The sequence below is a fragment of the Comamonas sp. genome, from assembly GCF_009360615.1.
Classification (GTDB): domain Bacteria; phylum Pseudomonadota; class Gammaproteobacteria; order Burkholderiales; family Burkholderiaceae_C; genus Comamonas.
The window spans coordinates 1-17647 of sequence record NZ_SPEY01000090.1; the positions used below are offsets into that span (position 1 = coordinate 1).

Sequence of the window (17647 nt, forward strand, 5' to 3'; positions counted from 1 at the left end):
TGCATGTCAACGACTACACGCCGGCACTGGAGGACTATGTTCAGCACTACGGCGGCAGCGCCTTGGTGGATGCGCTGCGCAAGGCGCTGGGCGGGCGCTTCGCGACGCGCTCTGCCGAGGGCAGGGACTGGTACCAGCAGACCCCCGAGGAGCGCCAGCACTACCGCACGCTGCGCTCGCCCTGGTGGGCCCGGGTGACGCGCAACACGCTGGATCTGGCGACCTACACCCTGCCCGATCTGCTCGCCGAGCGGCTTGAGGAGCAGGGGGCGGACTATTCGGTGCTGTTTCCCAACGATGTGCTGGCACCGGCTGCTGCGGGTGACGAGTTCCGCCAGCCGCTGCACCGCGCCATCAACCACTTTCATGCCGACCTGTATCGCAAGCATGCGCACCGGCTGACGCCCGTGGCGGGCATTCCGCTCAATACCCCGCAGGAAGGTATCGAGGAGCTGGAGTTCGCCGTGAAGACACTGGGTCTCAAGGTCATCAATATCGCGGGCGGGGTGCGCAGGCCGATTGCGGCAATTGCGGCCAGATATCCCAAGGCCGAGCACCCCGAGGTGGCGCGCCACGCGAGCTACACCGACTTCTACGGCCTGGACAGCCCCTACGACTACGACCCGTTCTGGGCCAAGGTGGTGGAGCTGGGCGTGCCCGTCACCACGCACTACGGCAGCCAGGGCTGGACCGGGCGCCAGTCCATCAGCAACTACATGTTCAACCACATCGGCCACTTTGCCGATGGCTCGCAGGCCTTTGCCAAGGCCTTGTTCTTCGGCGGCGTGACGCGCCGCTTTCCGAGGTTGCGCGTGGGCCTGCTCGAAGGTGGGGCCGACTGGGGATCGCATGTGTACACGCATCTGGTGGATCGCTTTGAAAAGCGCAACCGCCATGCCGTGCAGAACTACAACCCCGCGCATGCCGATGTGGAGTTGCTGGCCGCGCTGTTCGAACAATACGGCGCCGACCTCACCAAGGGCAGGCCGCTGAACAAGGAGACGCTGCTGCGCGACAGCCTGGGCATTTCCGCGCTGCCGCACAGCCGCGACCCGCAGGGCGACGAGCTGGACGATTTCCTGGCCGCCGGCATCGAGAGCGTGGAGGACATCCGCGAGCGCTGGGTCAAACCCTTTTTCTTCGGTGCCGAGGCCGACGACCGCACCGTGGCCGCAGCCTTCAACACCCGGGTGAATCCGCTGGGCGCCAGGATCAATGCCATCTGGTCCTCGGATATCGGCCACTGGGACGTTCCCGATCTGACCGAGCCGCTGGCCGAGAGCTGGGATCTGGTGGAGCAGGGCGTCATCAGCGCCGAGGACTTCCGCGCGCTGGTGTTCGACAACCCCTACCGCTTCTACACCGAGGCCAGGTCCGACTTCTTCGCGGGCACCGACATCGCCAGCAAGCTGGCTGCGCGCTGAGCGGCCGCGATCTCTCTCCCGAATTTTTCCCGTTCCGGCCCCGCACGGCGGCGCGCCACAAGCGCGGCGCCGGGGCAAGCCTTTGCCTTTGAAAGACTGCAGATGATCCATTCCCTGATTTCCCGGCCCTGGGGCCGTCGTGCCGCTCTGGCGGCCCTGGGCTTGTTGTTCGGCTCCCTGGCCCAGGCGGCGCCGCCCCAGGCCATACGCATAGGCGTGGCCACGGCGGGCGGCGGCGAGCCCATCAACTGGGGCGGCTCGCCCGGTGGTGTGGTCCGCGCCAACCAGTGGCTGGAGGAGGCTTTCAAGGACTCCGGCATCAAGGTGGAATGGCTGTTCTTCAAGGGTGCGGGACCGGCCGTGAACGAGGCGCTGTCGAACAAGCAGATCGACTTCGCCTATCAGGGCGACCTGCCCTCCATCGTGGGGCGCGCCAACGGACTCAGGACGCGGCTGCTGGTGACCAGCGGTGCACGCAACAATCTCTATGTGGTGGTGCCGCCGCAGTCGGGCATTCAGCGCATCGAGGATCTGAAGGACCGCAAGGTGGCCATCTTCCGTGGCACCAACGGCCATCTGGTGGCCATCAACGCGCTGCAAAGCGTGGGGCTGGCCGAGCGTGATCTCAAGGCCATCAACCTCGACACGGGAAGCGCCCAGGCAGCGCTGGTCTCCAACGGTGTGGATGCCTCGTTCGGCGGATACGAATGGTTCAAGATCCGCGACCAGGGTCTGGCCAGGGTGGTGTATTCCACGCAGGGCAAGGACCCCGCCCTGACGCGCCAGGCGGCGCTGCTCGTACGCGAGGAGTTCGAGAAGGCGCATCCCGAACAGGTGCAGGCGGTGGTGAACCAGTTCGTGCGTGCAGCCCACTGGGCTTCGGACGAGAAGAACCGCAGCGAGCTGTTCCGCCTCTGGGCGCGAACAGGCACGCCCACGGCCTCCTGGGAGGCGGAATTCGACAAGCAGTCTCTGGCCGTGCGCAACTCGCCGCTGCTCGATGACTTCATCGTGGCGCGCTACCGCTCGGTGGCCGAGGATGCGGCCAAGCTCAAGCTGATCCGCCGGCCGGTCTCGCTGGAGGGCTGGTTCGAGCCGCGCTATCTGCAGGCAGCACTCAAGCAGCAGGGGCTGGAAAAGCGCTGGACCGTGTTCGATGCCAAGGGCCAGGTCAAGGTCCGGGGTCAGAACCCTGATGCCAGCCCGGTGGCACTGCGCTGATGCCCATGGCCGATATCCTGATTGATGCCGCAGCGGCGCGCCAGCGCCCTGCCGGCCCGCCTTTCTGGCAGAACCTGCTGCGCAGTGCTGAGCCATTCTTCCTGCCCCTGGCTCTGCTGCTGCTCTGGGCCCTGGGCGCGGCGCGCGGCTGGATCTCGCCGCAGGTACTGCCATCGCCCCAGTTCGTCTGGGAAACCCTGGTCGATCTGGCCACGAATGGCGAACTGTGGACCCATACCGCAGCCAGTCTGCAGCGCGTGCTGGTGGGCTTTGTGGCGGGCAGTCTGCTGGGCCTGCTGCTGGGTGCGCTCATGGGCCTGTCGCGGTCCGTGGAAGCCTATCTGCTGCCCAGCTTCAATGCGCTGGTCCAGATTCCCGTTCTGGGCTGGATGCCTTTTGTGCTGCTGCTGGTGGGCATAGGCGAGCCGCTCAAGTACATCCTCATCGCCAAGGCCGCCCTGGTGCCCGTCACGCTGGCCACGCTGCAGGGCTTTCGGCAGGCGCCGCAGAACCTGCTGGAGGTGGGCAGCGTCTATGGCTACACGCGTCGTCAGCAGGTGCTGGAGATCGTGCTGCCCACGGCACTGCCCACGCTGTTCACGGGGCTGCGCCTGGGCTTCACCAAGGCCTGGTTGTCGCTGGTGGTGGTGGAACTGGTGGCATCGAGCGAAGGCCTGGGCTACCTCATCGTCTATGGGCGCCAGCTGTTCCAGCTCGATCTGGTCATGGCTGCCGTGATCATCGTGGGCGCTCTGGGCTATCTGATCGACCGCCTGCTCGATGCGGCCGAGGCGCGGCTGGCGGCGCGCAACGGTGTGCGCCCGGTCGTCGAGGGAGGACTGCTGTGAGCACACCGGACATCCTGTCTTCCGTGCCCGCGCGCTGGCGCGGACTCGTGCTGCCAGTGGCGGCTGTGCTGCTGTGGGTGCTGGCGTCGCACTTCCAGTGGGTCAACTCGGCGCTGCTGGTGTCGCCGCTGCAGGTGCTGGCCACGGGCCTGGATCTCGTCACCAGCGGTCAGCTCTGGCTGAATCTGCGGGCCAGTCTGCTGCGCGAGCTGACCGGCTTTGTCATCGGCAGCACGTGCGGGCTGGTACTGGGCGGGCTGCTGGGGCTGTGGCCGCGCTTCGGCCGTCTCGTGGGGCCCAGTTTCAATACCTTCAAGCAGATCTCGCTGTTTGCCTGGATTCCGCTGATCTCGGTGTGGTTCGGGCTGGGCGACGTGGCCAAGGTGGTCTTTCTCTCGCTCGCGGCCCTGGTGCCCGTGGTGGTCAACACCGTGGACGGCATCCGCAGCACGCCTGCCTCGCTGCTGGAGGTGGCGCGCGTCTATGGCTACACGCGTTGGCAGACCACCTGGCATGTGGTGCTGCCTTCGGCCGCGCCCTCGATCTTCACCGGCATCTACCTGGCGCTGGTCTATTCGTGGCTGGCCACGATAGGGGCCGAGTACCTGCTGGTGGCCGGGCGCGGCGTGGGCAATCTGCTCATCGAGGGCAGCGAGCATTTCCGCATGGATCTGGTGCTGTTCGGCATGGTCACCATCGGTTTCGTCGGCTGGCTCATGAACGCCGGTGCCCGTGCACTCGAACGCGCCCTGGCGCGGCGGCTCGGGCGCTGAGCGTCTTCTCTCTTCTTTCCAGGAAAGCATCTTCCCTATGGCAACGACGACCGCGACAGACGATCTGCACATCCACGTCGCCTCCAAACAGTTCGACCATGCCCAGGCCGCCAGCGGCAGCCTGCAGGTGCTGCAGGACATCGACCTGCAGGTGCGGGCCGGCGAGTTCATCAGCATCGTGGGCGCCAGTGGCTGCGGCAAGTCCACGCTGCTGCGTCTGGTGCTGGGCATCGATGTGGACTACGAGGGGCAGATCACGCTGGGCGACGAGCGCATCACGGCGCCCGGCCTGGACCGGGGCATCGTCTTCCAGGACCACCGGCTTTTTCCCTGGCTCACGGTGGAGCAGAACATTGCCGTGGGTCTGCGCAACGCCGACCGCAGCCCGGCCGAAAAGCGCGAGCTGATCGCCAAGCACGTGGCGCTGGTGGGCCTGCAGGGCTTCGAGCAGTCCTTTCCGCGCCAGATCTCGGGCGGCATGGCGCAGCGCGTGGCCATTGCGCGCGGCCTGGTCAACCGCCCGCGCGTGCTGCTGCTCGACGAGCCCTTCGGCGCGCTGGACGCGCTCACGCGCACGCGGCTGCAGGGCGAGCTGCAGCGCATCTGGCAGCACGAGCGCATCACCATGCTGCTGGTGACCCACGATGTGGAGGAAGCCGTCTTCCTCGGCGACCGTGTAGTGGTCATGCAGCCGCATCCGGGCCGCATCCGGCGCATCGCGCCCGTGGACCTGCCCCATCCGCGCAACCGCAGCGATCCGGGCTTCATCCGCATCCGCGATGCGCTGCTGGCTGACTTTCTGGGCCCCGAGCGGCGTGGCCCCAGCGATGTGCCGCCCCCGGCCGAGCCGCGCGCGGCGCACTGGCTGCCCCACGGCGGCCTGCGCTTTGCCTGGTGACTTTTCCCTTTATTGAAAGCCTCTCATGACCACACAGAAAAAGCAGATCAGGCTCGGAGCCTTCCTCATGCAGACCGGCCACCACATCGCAGGCTGGCGCCATCCCGGGGCGCAGGCCGATGCGGGCGTGAACTTCGGCCACTATGCGGCGCTGGCGCAGAAGGCGGAGGCCGCCAAGTTCGATGCGGTATTTCTGGCCGACGGCGTGGCGGTGCGCTCCGACAACGATCAGGCGCTGGCCCGCATTGCCCGCAGCGACCAGTTCGAGCCGCTGACCCTGTTGTCGGCACTGGCCGCCGTGACGCAGCGCATCGGCCTGATCGCTACCGCCTCCACCAGCTATCACGAGCCCTATAACCTGGCGCGCAAGTTCGCTTCGCTCGACCAGATCTCGGGCGGCCGCGCGGGCTGGAACCTGGTGACTTCGGCGACCACGGCCGAGGCCCTGAACTTCAACCGCAGCGCCCAGGACGCGCATGGCGACCGCTACCGCCGTGCAGCCGAGTTCCATGACGTGGTCGTAGGCCTGTGGGACAGCTGGGAGGACGATGCCTTTGTGCGCGACAAGGAAAGCGGCATCTATCTCGATCCCGACAAGCTCCATGCGCTGCACCATCAGGGCGCGCATTTCCAGGTGCGCGGCCCGCTCAATGTGGCGCGCTCGCCCCAGGGGCGACCGGTGGTGGTGCAGGCCGGTGCCTCGGACGAGGGGCGCGAGCTTGCCGCGCGCACGGCCGAAGTCATCTTTGTGGCGCATCAGACGCTGGAGGAAGGTCAGCGCTTCTACCGCAGCATCAAGTCGCGCGTGCAGCACTACGGCCGCCACCCCGACGATGTGAAGATCATGCCCGGCATCTTCCCCGTGGTGGGCCGTACCCAGGCCGAGGCCGAAGCCAAGTTCGAACAGCTGCAGTCGCTGATCGACCCCGTGGTCGGGCTGTCGTTGCTGGCGGGCATTGCCGGGGAGCTGGATCTCTCGGCCTATCCGCTGGACGGCCCTTTGCCGGAACTGCCGCCCACGGAGGGGCCGCAGAGCCGCCAGCGCCTGCTCGTCGATCTGGCGCGGCGCGACGGCCTGAGCATCCGCCAGCTCTATCTGAAGATCGCCGGCGCGCGCGGCCACCAGCAGATCGTGGGCACGCCGCAAACCATTGCCGACCAGCTGCAGCAATGGTTTGAGGAGGGAGCGGCCGATGGCTTCAACATCATGGCGCCCTGGTTTCCGGGCGGACTCGACGACTTCATCGAGCTTGTGCTGCCGGAGCTGCGCCGTCGCGGCCTGTTCCGCACCGAGTACGAGGGCCGCACGCTGCGCGAGCATCTGGGCCTGTCCAGGCCCGAGCATCCGCAAGCCCTGCGCAGGCTGCAGGCGTCCCGCAGGATTGCGGCCTGATGTCGCGCCGGTGATTTCAGTTGCTCTCAATAAGAGAGCTGATTACGTTTTTTGTGCATGAATCTCAGGTCATTGATGGCTTGAAATCGCTGCATGGAATGCGTAAAATGCTCTCTTTTTAATAGCAATAAAACTGCATGTCAGGTCAGCGCACCGCGCCCGTCGACCGTGAAGATGCGCTCGACCACGCCCTTGAGACGGCCGCCGCGCACGCCGATCAGATGGTCGTGCAGATTGACCGTGGGGTCGCAGTGGCCGGGAATCAGCCACAGCGTCTCGCCCAGCGCGGGCAGCCAGCCGCTGTGGTTGCCCGCATCGGCATCGGGGTGCAGCACGCCATGCTCGTCGCCGCCATTGGCAAAGCGCAGCGCGTTTTCGGGCGCCAGCGCATGCAGCCGGGGCAGGCCGGAATCTATGGCATGGGCCTTGTGGCCGGCGTCGCAGACAGCATGGTCGGAGCTGAGCGACATGACCTGTGTCTTGACGTAGAGCGCATGTTCGAACAGGGGCTGGGCCGCGTCGCGCTGGTTGGCCGCGTAGTCTGCGTCCATGAACAGGAAGGAGCCGGGCTGGATTTCGCCATAGATGCCGCTGGCGGCCTCGTTGACCATGGTGCCCGTGCCGGCACCCGTGATCAGCGGAATGGCCAGGCCGGCGCGGTCGAACGCGTGGCGCGTGCGGTTGACGAGCTTGAGCACCTGCTCGATGGCGGTCTTGCGCTCCTCGGCGCCGCGCAGATGCTGGGCGCCGCCGTGATAGGCCTGCAGGCCCGCAAAGCGCAGCACGGGCTGGGCTGCAATCGCCTGTGCCAGCGCCAGGGCGGCTTCGCCGGGCTCTGCACCGCAGCGGTTCTGGCCGACATTGATTTCCACCAGCACATCCATGGCTGCATCGCCTGCCTGCGCATCCTGCAGGGCCCGCGCCAGCCGCGTGATGCCTTCCTCGCAATCGACGGCCAGGGCCAGCCGGCCGCCCTGGGCATTCAGCGCCTTGGCCAGAGCCGCCACGCGCGCCAGCTTGGTCTGGGCAATGACTTCGTTGCTGATGAAGATATTGGTGATGCCGCCCTGGGCGAGGGCCTCGGCCTCGCTGACTTTCTGCACGCAGTGGCCGCAGGCGCCGGCATGCTCGAGCAGATGGGCGATATGCGCGCTCTTGTGCAGCTTGGCATGCGGGCGCCAGAGCACGCCATGCTGCTGGGCAAAGCGGGCCATGCGCTCGATATTGCGGTCCATGGCGTCCAGGTCTATGACCAGGGCGGGCGTGTCTATGCGTTTGACGGCCTGGCCGACCAGGGTCTGCAGATGCTCAGGAATGTGCTTCATCTCGGCTGCCTTGCTGAAGGTGTGCGGTATCTGCCCAGCCTACCAAAGACAGGCCGTCAGGCGTCCAGAGCAGGCGATTGATGGCGCAGTTGCTCAGCTCCCAGGTGCGGGCCGTCTGGAAGTCCTGGCGCGTGGCCAGGCGGTAGAGCACGTCCATCACGCCGCCATGGGCGACCAGCACGATCTGCTCGCCCTCGTGCAGGCGTGCAATCCCGTCCACCGTGGTGGAGATGCGTTCGCGCAAGGCCTGCAGCGAGTCGCCGCCGCCGGGCGGGGCATAGACCGGGTTGCGCGTGCGCCAGAGCTGTGCGTCCTCGGGCTGGGTGGCTTCCACATCCTTGAAGGTGCGGCCCTGGAAATCGCCGAAGCAGCGCTCGCGCAGACCGGTGGTGGCATGCAGCGGTGCCCCGGATGTGCGGGCAATCGCCTGCGCCGTGACATGGGCACGCTGCAGGTCGCTGCTGTAGATGGCAGCAATGCTCTCGTCGGCCAGCGCCTGGGCCGCCTGCTCGGCCTGCCACAGGCCGGTGTCGTTCAAGGGAATATCCAGATGCCCCTGGATGCGTCCATCGACGTTCCAGGTTGTCTCTCCGTGCCGGATGGCAATGATGCGCGTGGCGTGCATGTCTTGGCTCGTTCAGCGTAGGTTGTTTTATTGAGCAGTCATTGTCTTGCAAACAAAGTCTGCCTGTCCCCCGGTCTGTTGTTACAGACTTTTTGACGCCCGGCCTTCACCAGGGCGCAGCCAGCAAGAAAAAAGGCCTGCAACCACGGTTGCAGGCCTTTTGGCCATTGCAGCGCTTGCGCTTCAAGCGCCGGCTGCCATGTCTTGCGGTGTCAGATCAGTGACTTGGCATTGTCCAGCACAAAGTCGCAGGCCTTTTCCTTGAGGTTGCTCTTGACCTTGTCCAGGCTGAAGCTCTTGCCGTCGGCGCCCGTGACCATGCCCATCAGACCGTTCTGGTAGCCCTGATCCTTGGGCTCTTCCTTCTGGCCCAGGCCCAGCTTGCCCAGCAGCTGATTCTTGACCTGGGCGGCCTTGTCGGCGTTCAGGTAGTTGTTCTTCATGCAGTAGGTGAGGACACCGGCGGCATTGCTGGCCGTGCCGGAGCTCAGATTGCCCAGGCCCAGGGCCGACAGTGCCGAAGAGCCTCCGGAGCCACCGAGCATGCCGCCCAGGCCCGATGTGCTGGAGCTGCTCTCGGCCGCGCCGCCACCCAGCTGGCCGCGCAAGGCGTCGCCGAGACCGCTGGCATGGGCGCTGAAGGAGGCCGCGGCCACTGTGGCGCAAAGCAGAGTGGAGAGAGCAAATTTCCTCATGACTTCATCCTTTTCATGGCGGGGCCAGGCAGGCGGCCCCGGTTCAAGCCGAGCCGCACGTTAGCACGCGCCAGGCCCGGCAACTGTTGAAGATTGCAAATCAGCGTGCGGGGGCTGCGGCAGCCGGTGCTGCGGCAGCCGGGGCTGCCGGCGTGCCGCTGGCTGGCTGGGTTCCCGGCGGCTGGATGACGGTGCGCACATTGCGCTGGCCCTGCGGCGGCTTGGGGAAGCCCGTCAGCGCGGCATCAAACAAGATGCCGAAGATGGCCGGGTCGTCGGTCCATACATCCTGGCGCTGTGCCGAGGTTTCGTAGACGATCTGCTGGGTCTTGATGTCGCGCATGACGATGCTCACGGCGCGGTAATACTCCAGCGGCGGCTCGTTGAACATCATGCCGCCGCCAAAGCCCCAGCCGAAGCCGCGCCCGTAGCTCATGCCCCAGCCCCAGCGCGGACCCCAGTAGGGGTCGTAATAGGGCCAGCTGGCCCAGTCGCGCGCATAGCGGGCCATGGCGCTGATCTGCACCACCAGGCTGGCGCGCGAGTCATCGCGCGTCAGGCCGACGCGGGCCAGCGCATGCTGGGCCTGGGCTTCCACGGCCGCGAAGTTCACCTGGCCTTGCTGCGAGGGCAGGGTCTCCAGCCGGTAGGTGGCGGGCACAGGGATGGTGTTCAGTGCGGAAAAGCTCTGCACCGTGCTGTTGACCTCGCGCACCGTGCTGCAGCCGGCCAGCAGAGCCGTCGCAGTCAGGGCCACAAGGCCGATCCAGCGTAAGGAGGTTTTGCGCAGGTTCATGATGATTTCTCTGAAAACGACAAAGGCCCATGGGATGGGCCTTTGATTGGACTGCGGGGTCCGGTTTTAGTTCAAAAGTCCGCTCAGGACAGTTGTACCACTTGTACCCCGCCGGGCAGGGCGGCCATGGTTGGCAGCTCTTCATGGTCAAAGGCCATGTCGCCGTTGGGATCGGCAATGCCCGTGGCCTTGGCGTTCCTGAAGTCGTGCAGCTGGGGGTCCATCATGTGCGTGGTGACGATGTTGCCCATGGCGCGGAACATGCTCTCGATGCGGCCGGGGAACTTCTTGTCCCACTCGCGCAGCATATTGCCCACGGCCACGCGCTGCAGGCCGTCCTGGCTGCCGCAGAGGTTGCAGGGAATGATGGGGAAGTTCTGGTACTGGGCCCAGCGCGTCGTGTCCTTCTCGGGTACATAGCACAGGGGACGGATCACCACATGCTTGCCGTCGTCGCTGACCAGCTTGGGCGGCATGCCCTTCATGCGGCCGCCGTAGAACATGTTGAGCATCATGGTCTGCACGATGTCGTCGCGGTGATGGCCCAGGGCCACCTTGGTGCAGCCCAGCTGGTCGGCCACCTTGTACAGGATGGCGCGGCGCAGGCGCGAGCACAGGCCGCAGGTGGTCTTGCCTTCGGGCACGACGCGCTTGACGACGCTGTAGGTGTCCTGGTTCTCGATGTGGTAGTCCACACCGATGCTCTGGAAGTACTCGGGCAGCACATGCTCGGGGAAGCCGGGCTGCTTCTGATCCAGGTTCACGGCCACGATGTCGAACTTCACGGGCGCACGCTTTTGCAGCTTGCGCAGAATGTCGAGCAGGGTGTAGCTGTCCTTGCCGCCGGACATGCAGACCATGATCTTGTCGCCTTCCTCGATCATGTTGTAGTCGAGGATGGCCTTGCCCACTTCGCGGCACAGGCGCTTTTCGAGCTTGATCTGTTCGCGCTCGATCTTGATCTTGCCGGGCTTGGCGGCTTCTTCGCCGTTGGCGTTCTCTGCGGCCGCAGCATCGGCGGCTTCTGCCTCTTCGGCAATCCAGGGGTTGTCGTTTACTGCATTCATGGGGTTCACCATTGTCCGGTTTCGATGCGAATGGCTACTTCGCAGTCGTCAAAAATTTCCAGCTTCGCAATTTTCACACGCACGCCGCGCACGCCGGGCAGCTGCAGCAGGCGCTGGGCCAGCTTGCCGATCAGGCTCTCGAGCAGGTTCACATGCTCGGAGGTGCATTCGTCGATGATGATCTGGCGCACCTTGCGGTAGTCCAGCACATGGAGGATGTCGTCATCGCGCGGAGCCAGGGGCTGGGGGCCGAGATGGAGTTCGGCATCGACCTGGATCGGCTGGGGCTCTTGTTTCTCATGCGCGAGAATCCCCAGGCTGGCGTCGAAGCGCAGGCCGGTGAGCGTGAGAATCTGTTGTCCGGAAGTGGAAGTCATGGAAAAGGGTGCGGCCTCGGCGGGCTCACATCATCGAAAAATCGCGCTCGAAGCGCTGTAAATGTTGGCCGCCGTCCACCAGCATGGTGGTGCCCGTCATGGATCGGTTTTCCAGTGCAAAGCACACGGCGGAGGCAATGTCCTCGGGGGAGGAGGAACGTCCCAGCGGACTCATGGTGTGCAGGGCCTCGAACTTTTCCTGGCTCAGCATATGGCTGGTCAGTGTGAGGCCCGGCGCCACGCCCACCACGCGCACGCTTGGGGCCAGAGCCAGGGCCAGCATGGTGTTGGCGGCTTCCAGAGCTGCCTTGGAGAGGGTGTAGCTCAGAAAGTCGGGGTTCTGGTTCCAGAGCTTCTGGTCCAGCACATTCACCACGGCGCCCTGGGCCGACTCTTCGCCCGCCGCCACGCGCTCCTGCACATGGGCGTGCAGCGCCTGGGACAGCAGGATGGGCGCGCCCGTGTTGCTGCGCAGATGCGCCTCCAGCGCCACATAGCTGAAGCTCTGGGCATCGTCATGCTCGAACAGCGAGGCGTTGTTGACCACGGCATCGATGTGGCCAAAGCGCTCCACCACACGCGGCACCAGCGAGCGCACCGATTCCTCGTCAAAGAAGTCGGCCTCAAAAGCGGCACTATCGCCAGACAGTCCCGCGCAGGAAGCGACGGTCTGCATGGCCTGTTCGCGGGAGTCGCGGTAGTGCACGGCCACCTGCCAGCCCGCGCGGGCCAGGGCCAGGGCCATGTCACGTCCAAGGCGACGGGCAGAACCGGTCACCAATACTGTGCGTGGTCGGGCGGGTGAGGACATTCGTGGAAAATGCGGGTTGTGACGACAGAACCCTCAAGTTTAACGAGCGCCTTGCAATCCCGCATTGCCAAGGAGATTGCCGCCGTGGGCGGCTGGTTGCCTTTCGACCGTTTCATGGAGCTGGCGCTCTATGCGCCGGGACTGGGCTATTACGCCAATGAAACGGCCAAGTTCGGCACCATGCCGGAGTCGGGCAGCGACTTTGTGACGGCGCCTGAAATCTCGCCTATTTTTGGCCAGCTAGTGGCGTCCCAGTTACGGGAAGCGCTACAAAAAACGAATACCCGCGAGATCTGGGAGTTCGGCGCTGGCACGGGCGCGCTGGCGCTGCAGATCCTTGACGAGCTGGCGGCTCAGGGTGCGTTGCCAGAGCGCTACACCATCGTCGATCTCTCGGGCACGCTGCGTGCGCGCCAGAAGCTGGCGCTGACGCGGTACGAACATCTGGTGCGCTGGGTGGACGCGCTGCCCGAGGCCATGGAAGGCGTGATCATCGGCAACGAGGTGCTGGATGCCATGCCGGTGCAGCTGTTGCAGCGCACCGCAGGCCAATGGCATGAGCGCGGCGTGGTGCTCGGCGCAGGCGGCGATGAAGCGGCCTTTGCCTGGGAGGACCGGGCCACCGAATTGCGCCCGCCTGTGGAGATCGGCGGGCCGCATGACTTCCTGACCGAAATCCACCGTCAGGGCGAGGCGTTTATCCACACCCTGGGCGAGCGCCTGAGCCGGGGAGCCGCCTTCTTCATCGATTATGGCTTTGGCGAGAGCGAGTACTACCACGAGCAACGCCACATGGGCACGCTGGTCTGCCACTACCAGCATCAGGTGGACAACGATCCGCTGGTGCTGGTCGGCCTCAAGGACATCACGGCCCACGTCAATTTCACGGGCACGGCCGTGGCGGCCCAGGATGCGGGCTTCGACGTGCTGGGCTATACCAACCAGGCACACTTTCTCATCAACTGCGGGCTTGCGTCCCGCCTGGATGCGGTCGGCATGAAGGCGCGCTCCATGGCCTCCAAGCTGGTCATGGAGCACGAGATGGGCGAGCTGTTCAAGGTCGTGGCCCTGTCCAAGGGCGTGGAGCCCTGGACACCGCTGGGCTTTGTGCAGGGCGACCGCACGCATCGGCTATAGCGTCTGCGCGCCTGGCGCGTTTACTGCTTTTCCAGTCTGGCGGCCTGGATGATGCTGCCCCAGTGCCTGTACTCGGTGCGTGTGAAGTCGCGGAAGGCGGTCGAGCCGAGCAGACGCGGCTCACCGCCCAGGGCCGCGACCCTGACCTTGAACTCGGGGCTGCTGGCCACCTTGAGCGTGGCCGCTTCCAGACGCTGGACTGCGGCGCGCGGTGTTCCCTTGGGTGCCAGCACGCCGTTCCAGGTGGCAGTGACAAAGGACGGAAAGCCGCTTTCCTTCATGGTCGGAACCTGGGGCAGCTGAGGCAGGCGTTCGGCCGAAGTCACGGCCAGTGCCTTGAGCTTGCCGCCCTGGATGAAGGGCAGCGCCGGCGTGATGTTCTCGAAGATGAAGTCGATCTGGCCGCCGATCAGATCGGTCAGCGCCGGAGCGCTGCCCTTGTAGGGGGCGTGAACCAGGTCCAGCTTGGCGGCGCTCTTGAGCAGCTCGCCCGACAGATGCACGGTGGAGCCCATGCCCGGCGAGCCATAGCTCATGCCGGGGCGGCGCTCGCGCGCGTAGCTCACCAGCTCGGCCACCGACTTGACCGGCGTTTTCGACTCGTTGACCACCAGCACATTGGGAATCGAAGTCACCAGAGCGATGTACTCGAAGTCGTCCAGGCTTTTCTCGCTGAGATTGCGGTACAGGCTGGGATTGATGGCCTGCGTGCCCGCCGTGCCGAACAGCAGGGTGTAACCGTCATTGGCGGCCGCTGCGACGCGGCTGGCACCGATGGCGCCATTCGCCCCTGGGATGTTCTCCACCACGACCGGCTGGCCCAGGGCCTCGGCCAGCCCCTGGCCGACCAGGCGCGCCACGACATCGGTGTTGCCTCCGGGCGAGAAAGGCACGACCAGCTTCAGCGGGCGATTGGGGAAGCTGTCGGCCGCCGCCGGCAGGGCCAGGCTGGCGCCTAGCAGCGCAGCGGTCAGGAGAAATTGTTTGCGTGAGAGGGTCTGGGGCACGGTATGTCTCGTTGCTTGTTATGTACGGGCCGTGATGACAGACTGGCGGGCCCGGGCCCTGCATGCTGCAGAGCCCGGCCATCATGGGCAGAGGGGGGAATTGAGGTCAATCAATCTTTGGGAAGCATGTCATGCATAAACGGAATGGCTGCCTGACAGCATGGGCGCGCAGGCGGTCAGGACAGTGCGCCCCTATACTTGCGGTCTCATGATTCGCTGGTTGATCGTCATTTTCCTGGCCCTGTTGCTCGTCAACGGGCTGCACGGCTGGCTTCAGCGCATCGGGCTGGGGCGTCTGCCCGGCGACTTCCGCTTTCGGCTGTTCGGCAAGGAGTTCTTCCTGCCGGTGGCCAGCACGGTGCTGCTCAGCGTGGTGGCTGCGCTGATTGCCCGCTTCGTGAAGCTCTGAGAACGTCAACCCGTTCCGGGGCGGCTTGAATTGGCGGGCTTGGGCTGCACATACGGGTATGAGCCCGATCCGTGCCTGCACGCGCAAGCCAGGCGTTGCCAAGGAAAGCACGACTTGCGCCAAGCGGGTTCAGCCCAGGCGACAGCCCCAGGAAGCACGCCGCCGTCGCATTCTTGTTTGCGTAAATCCTTAGAAAGGTTGCCCCCGTGTCCGAATCCCTGCACTACGTCTGTCCTCACTGCCACACCACCAACCGCATCGCCAAGGAGCAGCTGGGCAACCAGCCCGATTGCGGCAGCTGCCACCGGCCTCTGGTGACGGGCGAGCCCGTGGCTCTGGACAACGACAGCTTTGCCCGGCACACCGGGCGCAGCCAGTTGCCGGTGGTCGTGGATTTCTGGGCTCCCTGGTGCGGCCCCTGCCGCATGATGGCGCCGGCCTTTGCGCAGGCAGCGCAACAGCTCGCGGGGCAGGCACAGCTGGCCAAGCTCGATACCGAGGCTTGCCCGCAGGCCGCCGCGCCTCTGGGTATCCGCAGCATTCCGACCATGGTGATCTTCAAGGAAGGCCGGGAGCTGGGCCGCATCTCCGGGGCCTTGCCAGCCTCGGAGATCGTGCGCTGGGTGCGCTCGGTGATCTGAACACCGGTTTCGCGGGAGCCGGGGCCGGTCAGCCTGTCAGGCGGCGATGTCCAGCACCACGCGGCCTTCGATCTTGCCTTCGTGCATGCGGGCAAAGATGTCGTTGATGTTTTCCAGCTTGTCGGTGGATACGGTGGCCTTGACCTTGCCCTGAGCAGCAAAGTCCAGCGACTCCTGCAGGTCCAGGCGCGTGCCGACGATGGAGCCGCGTACCGTGATGCCCTTGAGCACCATGGAGAAGATCGGCAGAGGAAAGTCGCCCGGCGGCAGGCCGTTGAGAGAAATCGTGCCACCGCGACGCACCATGCCCAGGGCCTGCTCGAAAGCCTTGGGCGATACGGCCGTGACCAGGACGCCGTGGGCTCCTTCGATCTCTCTTTGCAGATAGGCTGCCGGATCGGTATTCATGGCGTTGACCGTGACGGTGGCGCCCAGCTTGCGTGCCAGTGCGAGCTTGGTGTCATCGATGTCGACCGCGGCGACGTTGAAGCCCATGGCCCTGGCATATTGGACGGCCATATGGCCCAGGCCGCCGATGCCGGAAATCACCACCCAGTCTCCGGGCTTGGCATCGGTGACTTTCAGGCCCTTGTACACCGTGACCCCGGCGCAGAGCACGGGAGCGACGTCGATAAAGCTCACATTGGACGGCAGATGGCCCACATAGTTGGGGTCGGCCAGTGCATAGTCGGCAAAGCCGCCGTTGACCGAATAGCCGGTATTGGTCTGAGATTCGCACAAGGTTTCCCAGCCGCCGATGCAGTGGCGGCAGAAGCCGCAGGCGCTGTGCAGCCAGGGCACGCCCACGCGATCGCCTTCCTTGACATGCTTGACGTTCTTGCCCACGGCGGCCACATGACCCACGCCCTCGTGGCCGGGGATGAAGGGTGGCTGGGGTTTGACGGGCCAGTCGCCTTCGGCCGCATGCAGATCGGTGTGGCAGACGCCGGAGGCGGCAATCTTGACCAGGATCTGATCGTCTGCCGGTCGGGGAACCGGCATCTCTTCGATCGTGAGCGGTTTCCCGAAGGAACGCACCACGGCGGCTTTCATGGTCTGGGGTAAGGACATCAGAGCACCTCCTTGAAGCAAGAGGGCAAGGTCGTGGCCTGTGGGCCGGACACCTGCCCGTCAAAGAACCATGCCTGTATGGCGGCATGGGTGTTGCAGCGGGTTTCGTGATCCGCTGCAGGGCCTGGGCGGAGCGATCCACCGCAGCCATCTCTACTGTGCAGTGGCTGCAGCATACCTTCTTTGACGCAACTCAAGCCGCGTCCATCCCCTGTCACCGGGTTGTGTCGCGCGGACGGCTAGGCTGCGCCTTCAAGGTGGGCGGCAATCGCCTGCTCGCGTGCCTTGCCCACGGCATCGCCGATGGCCTTGCCCTTGAGACCGCGCTGCGCCGCCGCCTGGGCCACGGGCCCGGTCTCCACGGACAGTGCCGCCTTCAGGGCATGGCTCAGGCGCTGGCGCTGGGGGTAGGCCGCCTCTTCAAAACCCAGTCGGCCGCGTGCATCACATTCACAGGCCAGCAGGGCTTGCTCGAAGCGCTGTGGCTTGCGGATGGCATCGCATCGCTCCAGCAGGCGCAGCACGGCGGCGGCGTTGAGTTCGTGGCTGCGGTGGATGTTGCCGTGCTCGTGGGCCACGACCTCGGCCAGTTCCTTGCAGTCATTGGGCACGCGCCAGCGCTCGCAGACCTGGAGCAGCAGGCGGGCGCTGCGCTGTTCATGGCCGATATGGCGGGGCAGCACATCGGCAGGCGTCGTGCCTTTGCCGAAGTCATGACACAGGCAGGCAAAGCGCACGGGCAGAGGAGCCTGCAGGCGCGCCGACATGTCCAGCACCAGCATGGCATGCACGCCGCAATCGATCTCGGGGTGGTATTCGGCGCGCTGGGGGACCCCCCAGAGCCGGTCGAGCTCGGGCAGCAGCCGGACCAGCGCTTTGCACTCGCGCAGGATGTCGAACATGCGCGAGGGCCTGGCCTCCATCAGTCCGCGACTGATTTCCTGCCACACCCTCTCGGGGACCAGGGCATCGACCTCGCCGGCGGCCACCATCTCGCGCATGAGCACCATGGTTTCGGGGGCGACAGAGAAATCGGTGAAGCGCGCCGCAAAGCGCGCCAGACGCAGAATGCGCACCGGGTCTTCGCGAAAGGCATCGGTCACATGGCGCAGCACGCGGTCCTTCAGAT

At 65.5% G+C, this 17647-nt stretch carries 19 protein-coding genes; 9 read left to right on the top strand and 10 right to left on the bottom strand.

All coding sequences use genetic code 11. The annotated features are described in order from the left end of the window. The 6 genes from E2583_RS20765 to E2583_RS20790 form a co-directional block, all read left to right on the top strand. Positions 1 to 1424: amidohydrolase family protein (locus E2583_RS20765; RefSeq protein WP_291598226.1), on the top strand; the 1424-nt coding region annotated here is incomplete at its 5' end. Positions 1425 to 1526: 102 nt separating this feature from the next. Then, complete coding sequence (locus tag E2583_RS20770; protein ID WP_291598229.1) at positions 1527 to 2645, top strand: ABC transporter substrate-binding protein; 1119 nt, start codon at positions 1527 to 1529, stop codon at positions 2643 to 2645. Then, positions 2645 to 3493 carry an ABC transporter permease gene (locus E2583_RS20775; protein ID WP_291598231.1) on the top strand — a complete coding sequence of 283 codons (849 nt, stop codon included), beginning with the start codon at positions 2645 to 2647 and terminating at the stop codon, positions 3491 to 3493. The genes E2583_RS20770 and E2583_RS20775 overlap by 1 nt, the downstream gene beginning before the upstream one ends. Further along, complete coding sequence (locus tag E2583_RS20780; RefSeq protein ID WP_291598233.1) at positions 3490 to 4266, top strand: ABC transporter permease; 777 nt, start codon at positions 3490 to 3492, stop codon at positions 4264 to 4266. Before E2583_RS20775 ends, E2583_RS20780 begins: the two co-directional genes overlap by 4 nt. Positions 4267 to 4303: 37 nt before the next feature. After that, the gene (locus E2583_RS20785) at positions 4304 to 5164 is read left to right on the top strand and encodes an ABC transporter ATP-binding protein (RefSeq protein WP_291598235.1); all 861 of its coding nucleotides are present in this window, start codon (positions 4304 to 4306) and stop codon (positions 5162 to 5164) included. A 25-nt stretch (positions 5165 to 5189) separates the two neighbouring features. Next, entirely contained in the window at positions 5190 to 6557 is a 1368-nt protein-coding gene (locus E2583_RS20790; protein ID WP_291598237.1) for an LLM class flavin-dependent oxidoreductase, read from the top strand. A gap of 140 nt (positions 6558 to 6697) precedes the next feature. Here E2583_RS20790 and E2583_RS20795 read toward each other — a convergent pair whose 3' ends face one another. The 7 genes from E2583_RS20795 to E2583_RS20825 all read right to left on the bottom strand — a co-directional run bounded on the left by E2583_RS20795 (position 6698) and on the right by E2583_RS20825 (position 12253). Then, a complete protein-coding gene (locus E2583_RS20795) occupies positions 6698 to 7882 on the bottom strand; it encodes a DSD1 family PLP-dependent enzyme (RefSeq protein WP_291598239.1) in 1185 nt (394 codons plus the stop codon). Continuing rightward, the gene (locus E2583_RS20800) at positions 7866 to 8507 is read right to left on the bottom strand and encodes a histidine phosphatase family protein (RefSeq protein ID WP_003050911.1); all 642 of its coding nucleotides are present in this window, start codon (positions 8505 to 8507) and stop codon (positions 7866 to 7868) included. Before E2583_RS20800 ends, E2583_RS20795 begins: the two co-directional genes overlap by 17 nt. 212 nt (positions 8508 to 8719) lie before the next feature. Next, positions 8720 to 9202, bottom strand: a complete 483-nt coding sequence (locus E2583_RS20805) for a DUF2501 domain-containing protein (protein WP_291598243.1) — start codon at positions 9200 to 9202, stop codon at positions 8720 to 8722. 100 nt (positions 9203 to 9302) lie between these two features. Next, positions 9303 to 9998: a DUF4136 domain-containing protein gene (locus E2583_RS20810; RefSeq protein ID WP_291598245.1), complete on the bottom strand. Its 696-nt coding sequence runs from the start codon at positions 9996 to 9998 to the stop codon at positions 9303 to 9305. Positions 9999 to 10081: 83 nt separating this feature from the next. Next, positions 10082 to 11077 (bottom strand): tRNA 2-thiocytidine(32) synthetase TtcA, encoded by a 996-nt coding sequence (ttcA, locus tag E2583_RS20815; protein WP_043375334.1) that lies wholly within the window; start codon positions 11075 to 11077, stop codon positions 10082 to 10084. Further along, positions 11071 to 11442 (bottom strand): dihydroneopterin aldolase, encoded by a 372-nt coding sequence (locus E2583_RS20820; RefSeq protein ID WP_291598250.1) that lies wholly within the window; start codon positions 11440 to 11442, stop codon positions 11071 to 11073. Before E2583_RS20820 ends, ttcA begins: the two co-directional genes overlap by 7 nt. Before the next feature lie 25 nt (positions 11443 to 11467). Continuing rightward, positions 11468 to 12253, bottom strand: a complete 786-nt coding sequence (locus tag E2583_RS20825; protein ID WP_291598252.1) for an SDR family oxidoreductase — start codon at positions 12251 to 12253, stop codon at positions 11468 to 11470. A 9-nt stretch (positions 12254 to 12262) separates the two neighbouring features. Between E2583_RS20825 and E2583_RS20830 the strand changes: the two genes are divergently transcribed. Continuing rightward, positions 12263 to 13390: an SAM-dependent methyltransferase gene (locus E2583_RS20830; RefSeq protein ID WP_291598254.1), complete on the top strand. Its 1128-nt coding sequence runs from the start codon at positions 12263 to 12265 to the stop codon at positions 13388 to 13390. Positions 13391 to 13410: 20 nt separating this feature from the next. Here the strand turns inward: E2583_RS20830 and E2583_RS20835 are convergent, their stop codons facing one another. Next, on the bottom strand, positions 13411 to 14397 hold the full coding sequence (locus E2583_RS20835; protein WP_291598256.1) for a tripartite tricarboxylate transporter substrate binding protein: 987 nt from the start codon (positions 14395 to 14397) through the stop codon (positions 13411 to 13413). 208 nt (positions 14398 to 14605) lie between these two features. On the opposite strand from E2583_RS20835, the gene E2583_RS20840 reads away from it, so the two are divergent. Both E2583_RS20840 and trxC read left to right on the top strand, forming a co-directional pair. Further along, positions 14606 to 14806, top strand: a complete 201-nt coding sequence (locus E2583_RS20840) for a DUF2905 domain-containing protein (protein ID WP_012839950.1) — start codon at positions 14606 to 14608, stop codon at positions 14804 to 14806. Between the two features lie 206 nt (positions 14807 to 15012). Then, entirely contained in the window at positions 15013 to 15447 is a 435-nt protein-coding gene (gene trxC, locus E2583_RS20845) for a thioredoxin TrxC (protein WP_291598261.1), read from the top strand. 36 nt (positions 15448 to 15483) lie between these two features. Here the strand turns inward: trxC and adhP are convergent, their stop codons facing one another. Together adhP and E2583_RS20855 are read right to left on the bottom strand one after the other, a co-directional pair. Beyond that, positions 15484 to 16518 (bottom strand): alcohol dehydrogenase AdhP, encoded by a 1035-nt coding sequence (gene adhP / locus E2583_RS20850; RefSeq protein WP_291598263.1) that lies wholly within the window; start codon positions 16516 to 16518, stop codon positions 15484 to 15486. 239 nt (positions 16519 to 16757) lie between these two features. Continuing rightward, positions 16758 to 17647: HD domain-containing protein (locus E2583_RS20855; protein ID WP_291598265.1), on the bottom strand; the 890-nt coding region annotated here is incomplete at its 5' end.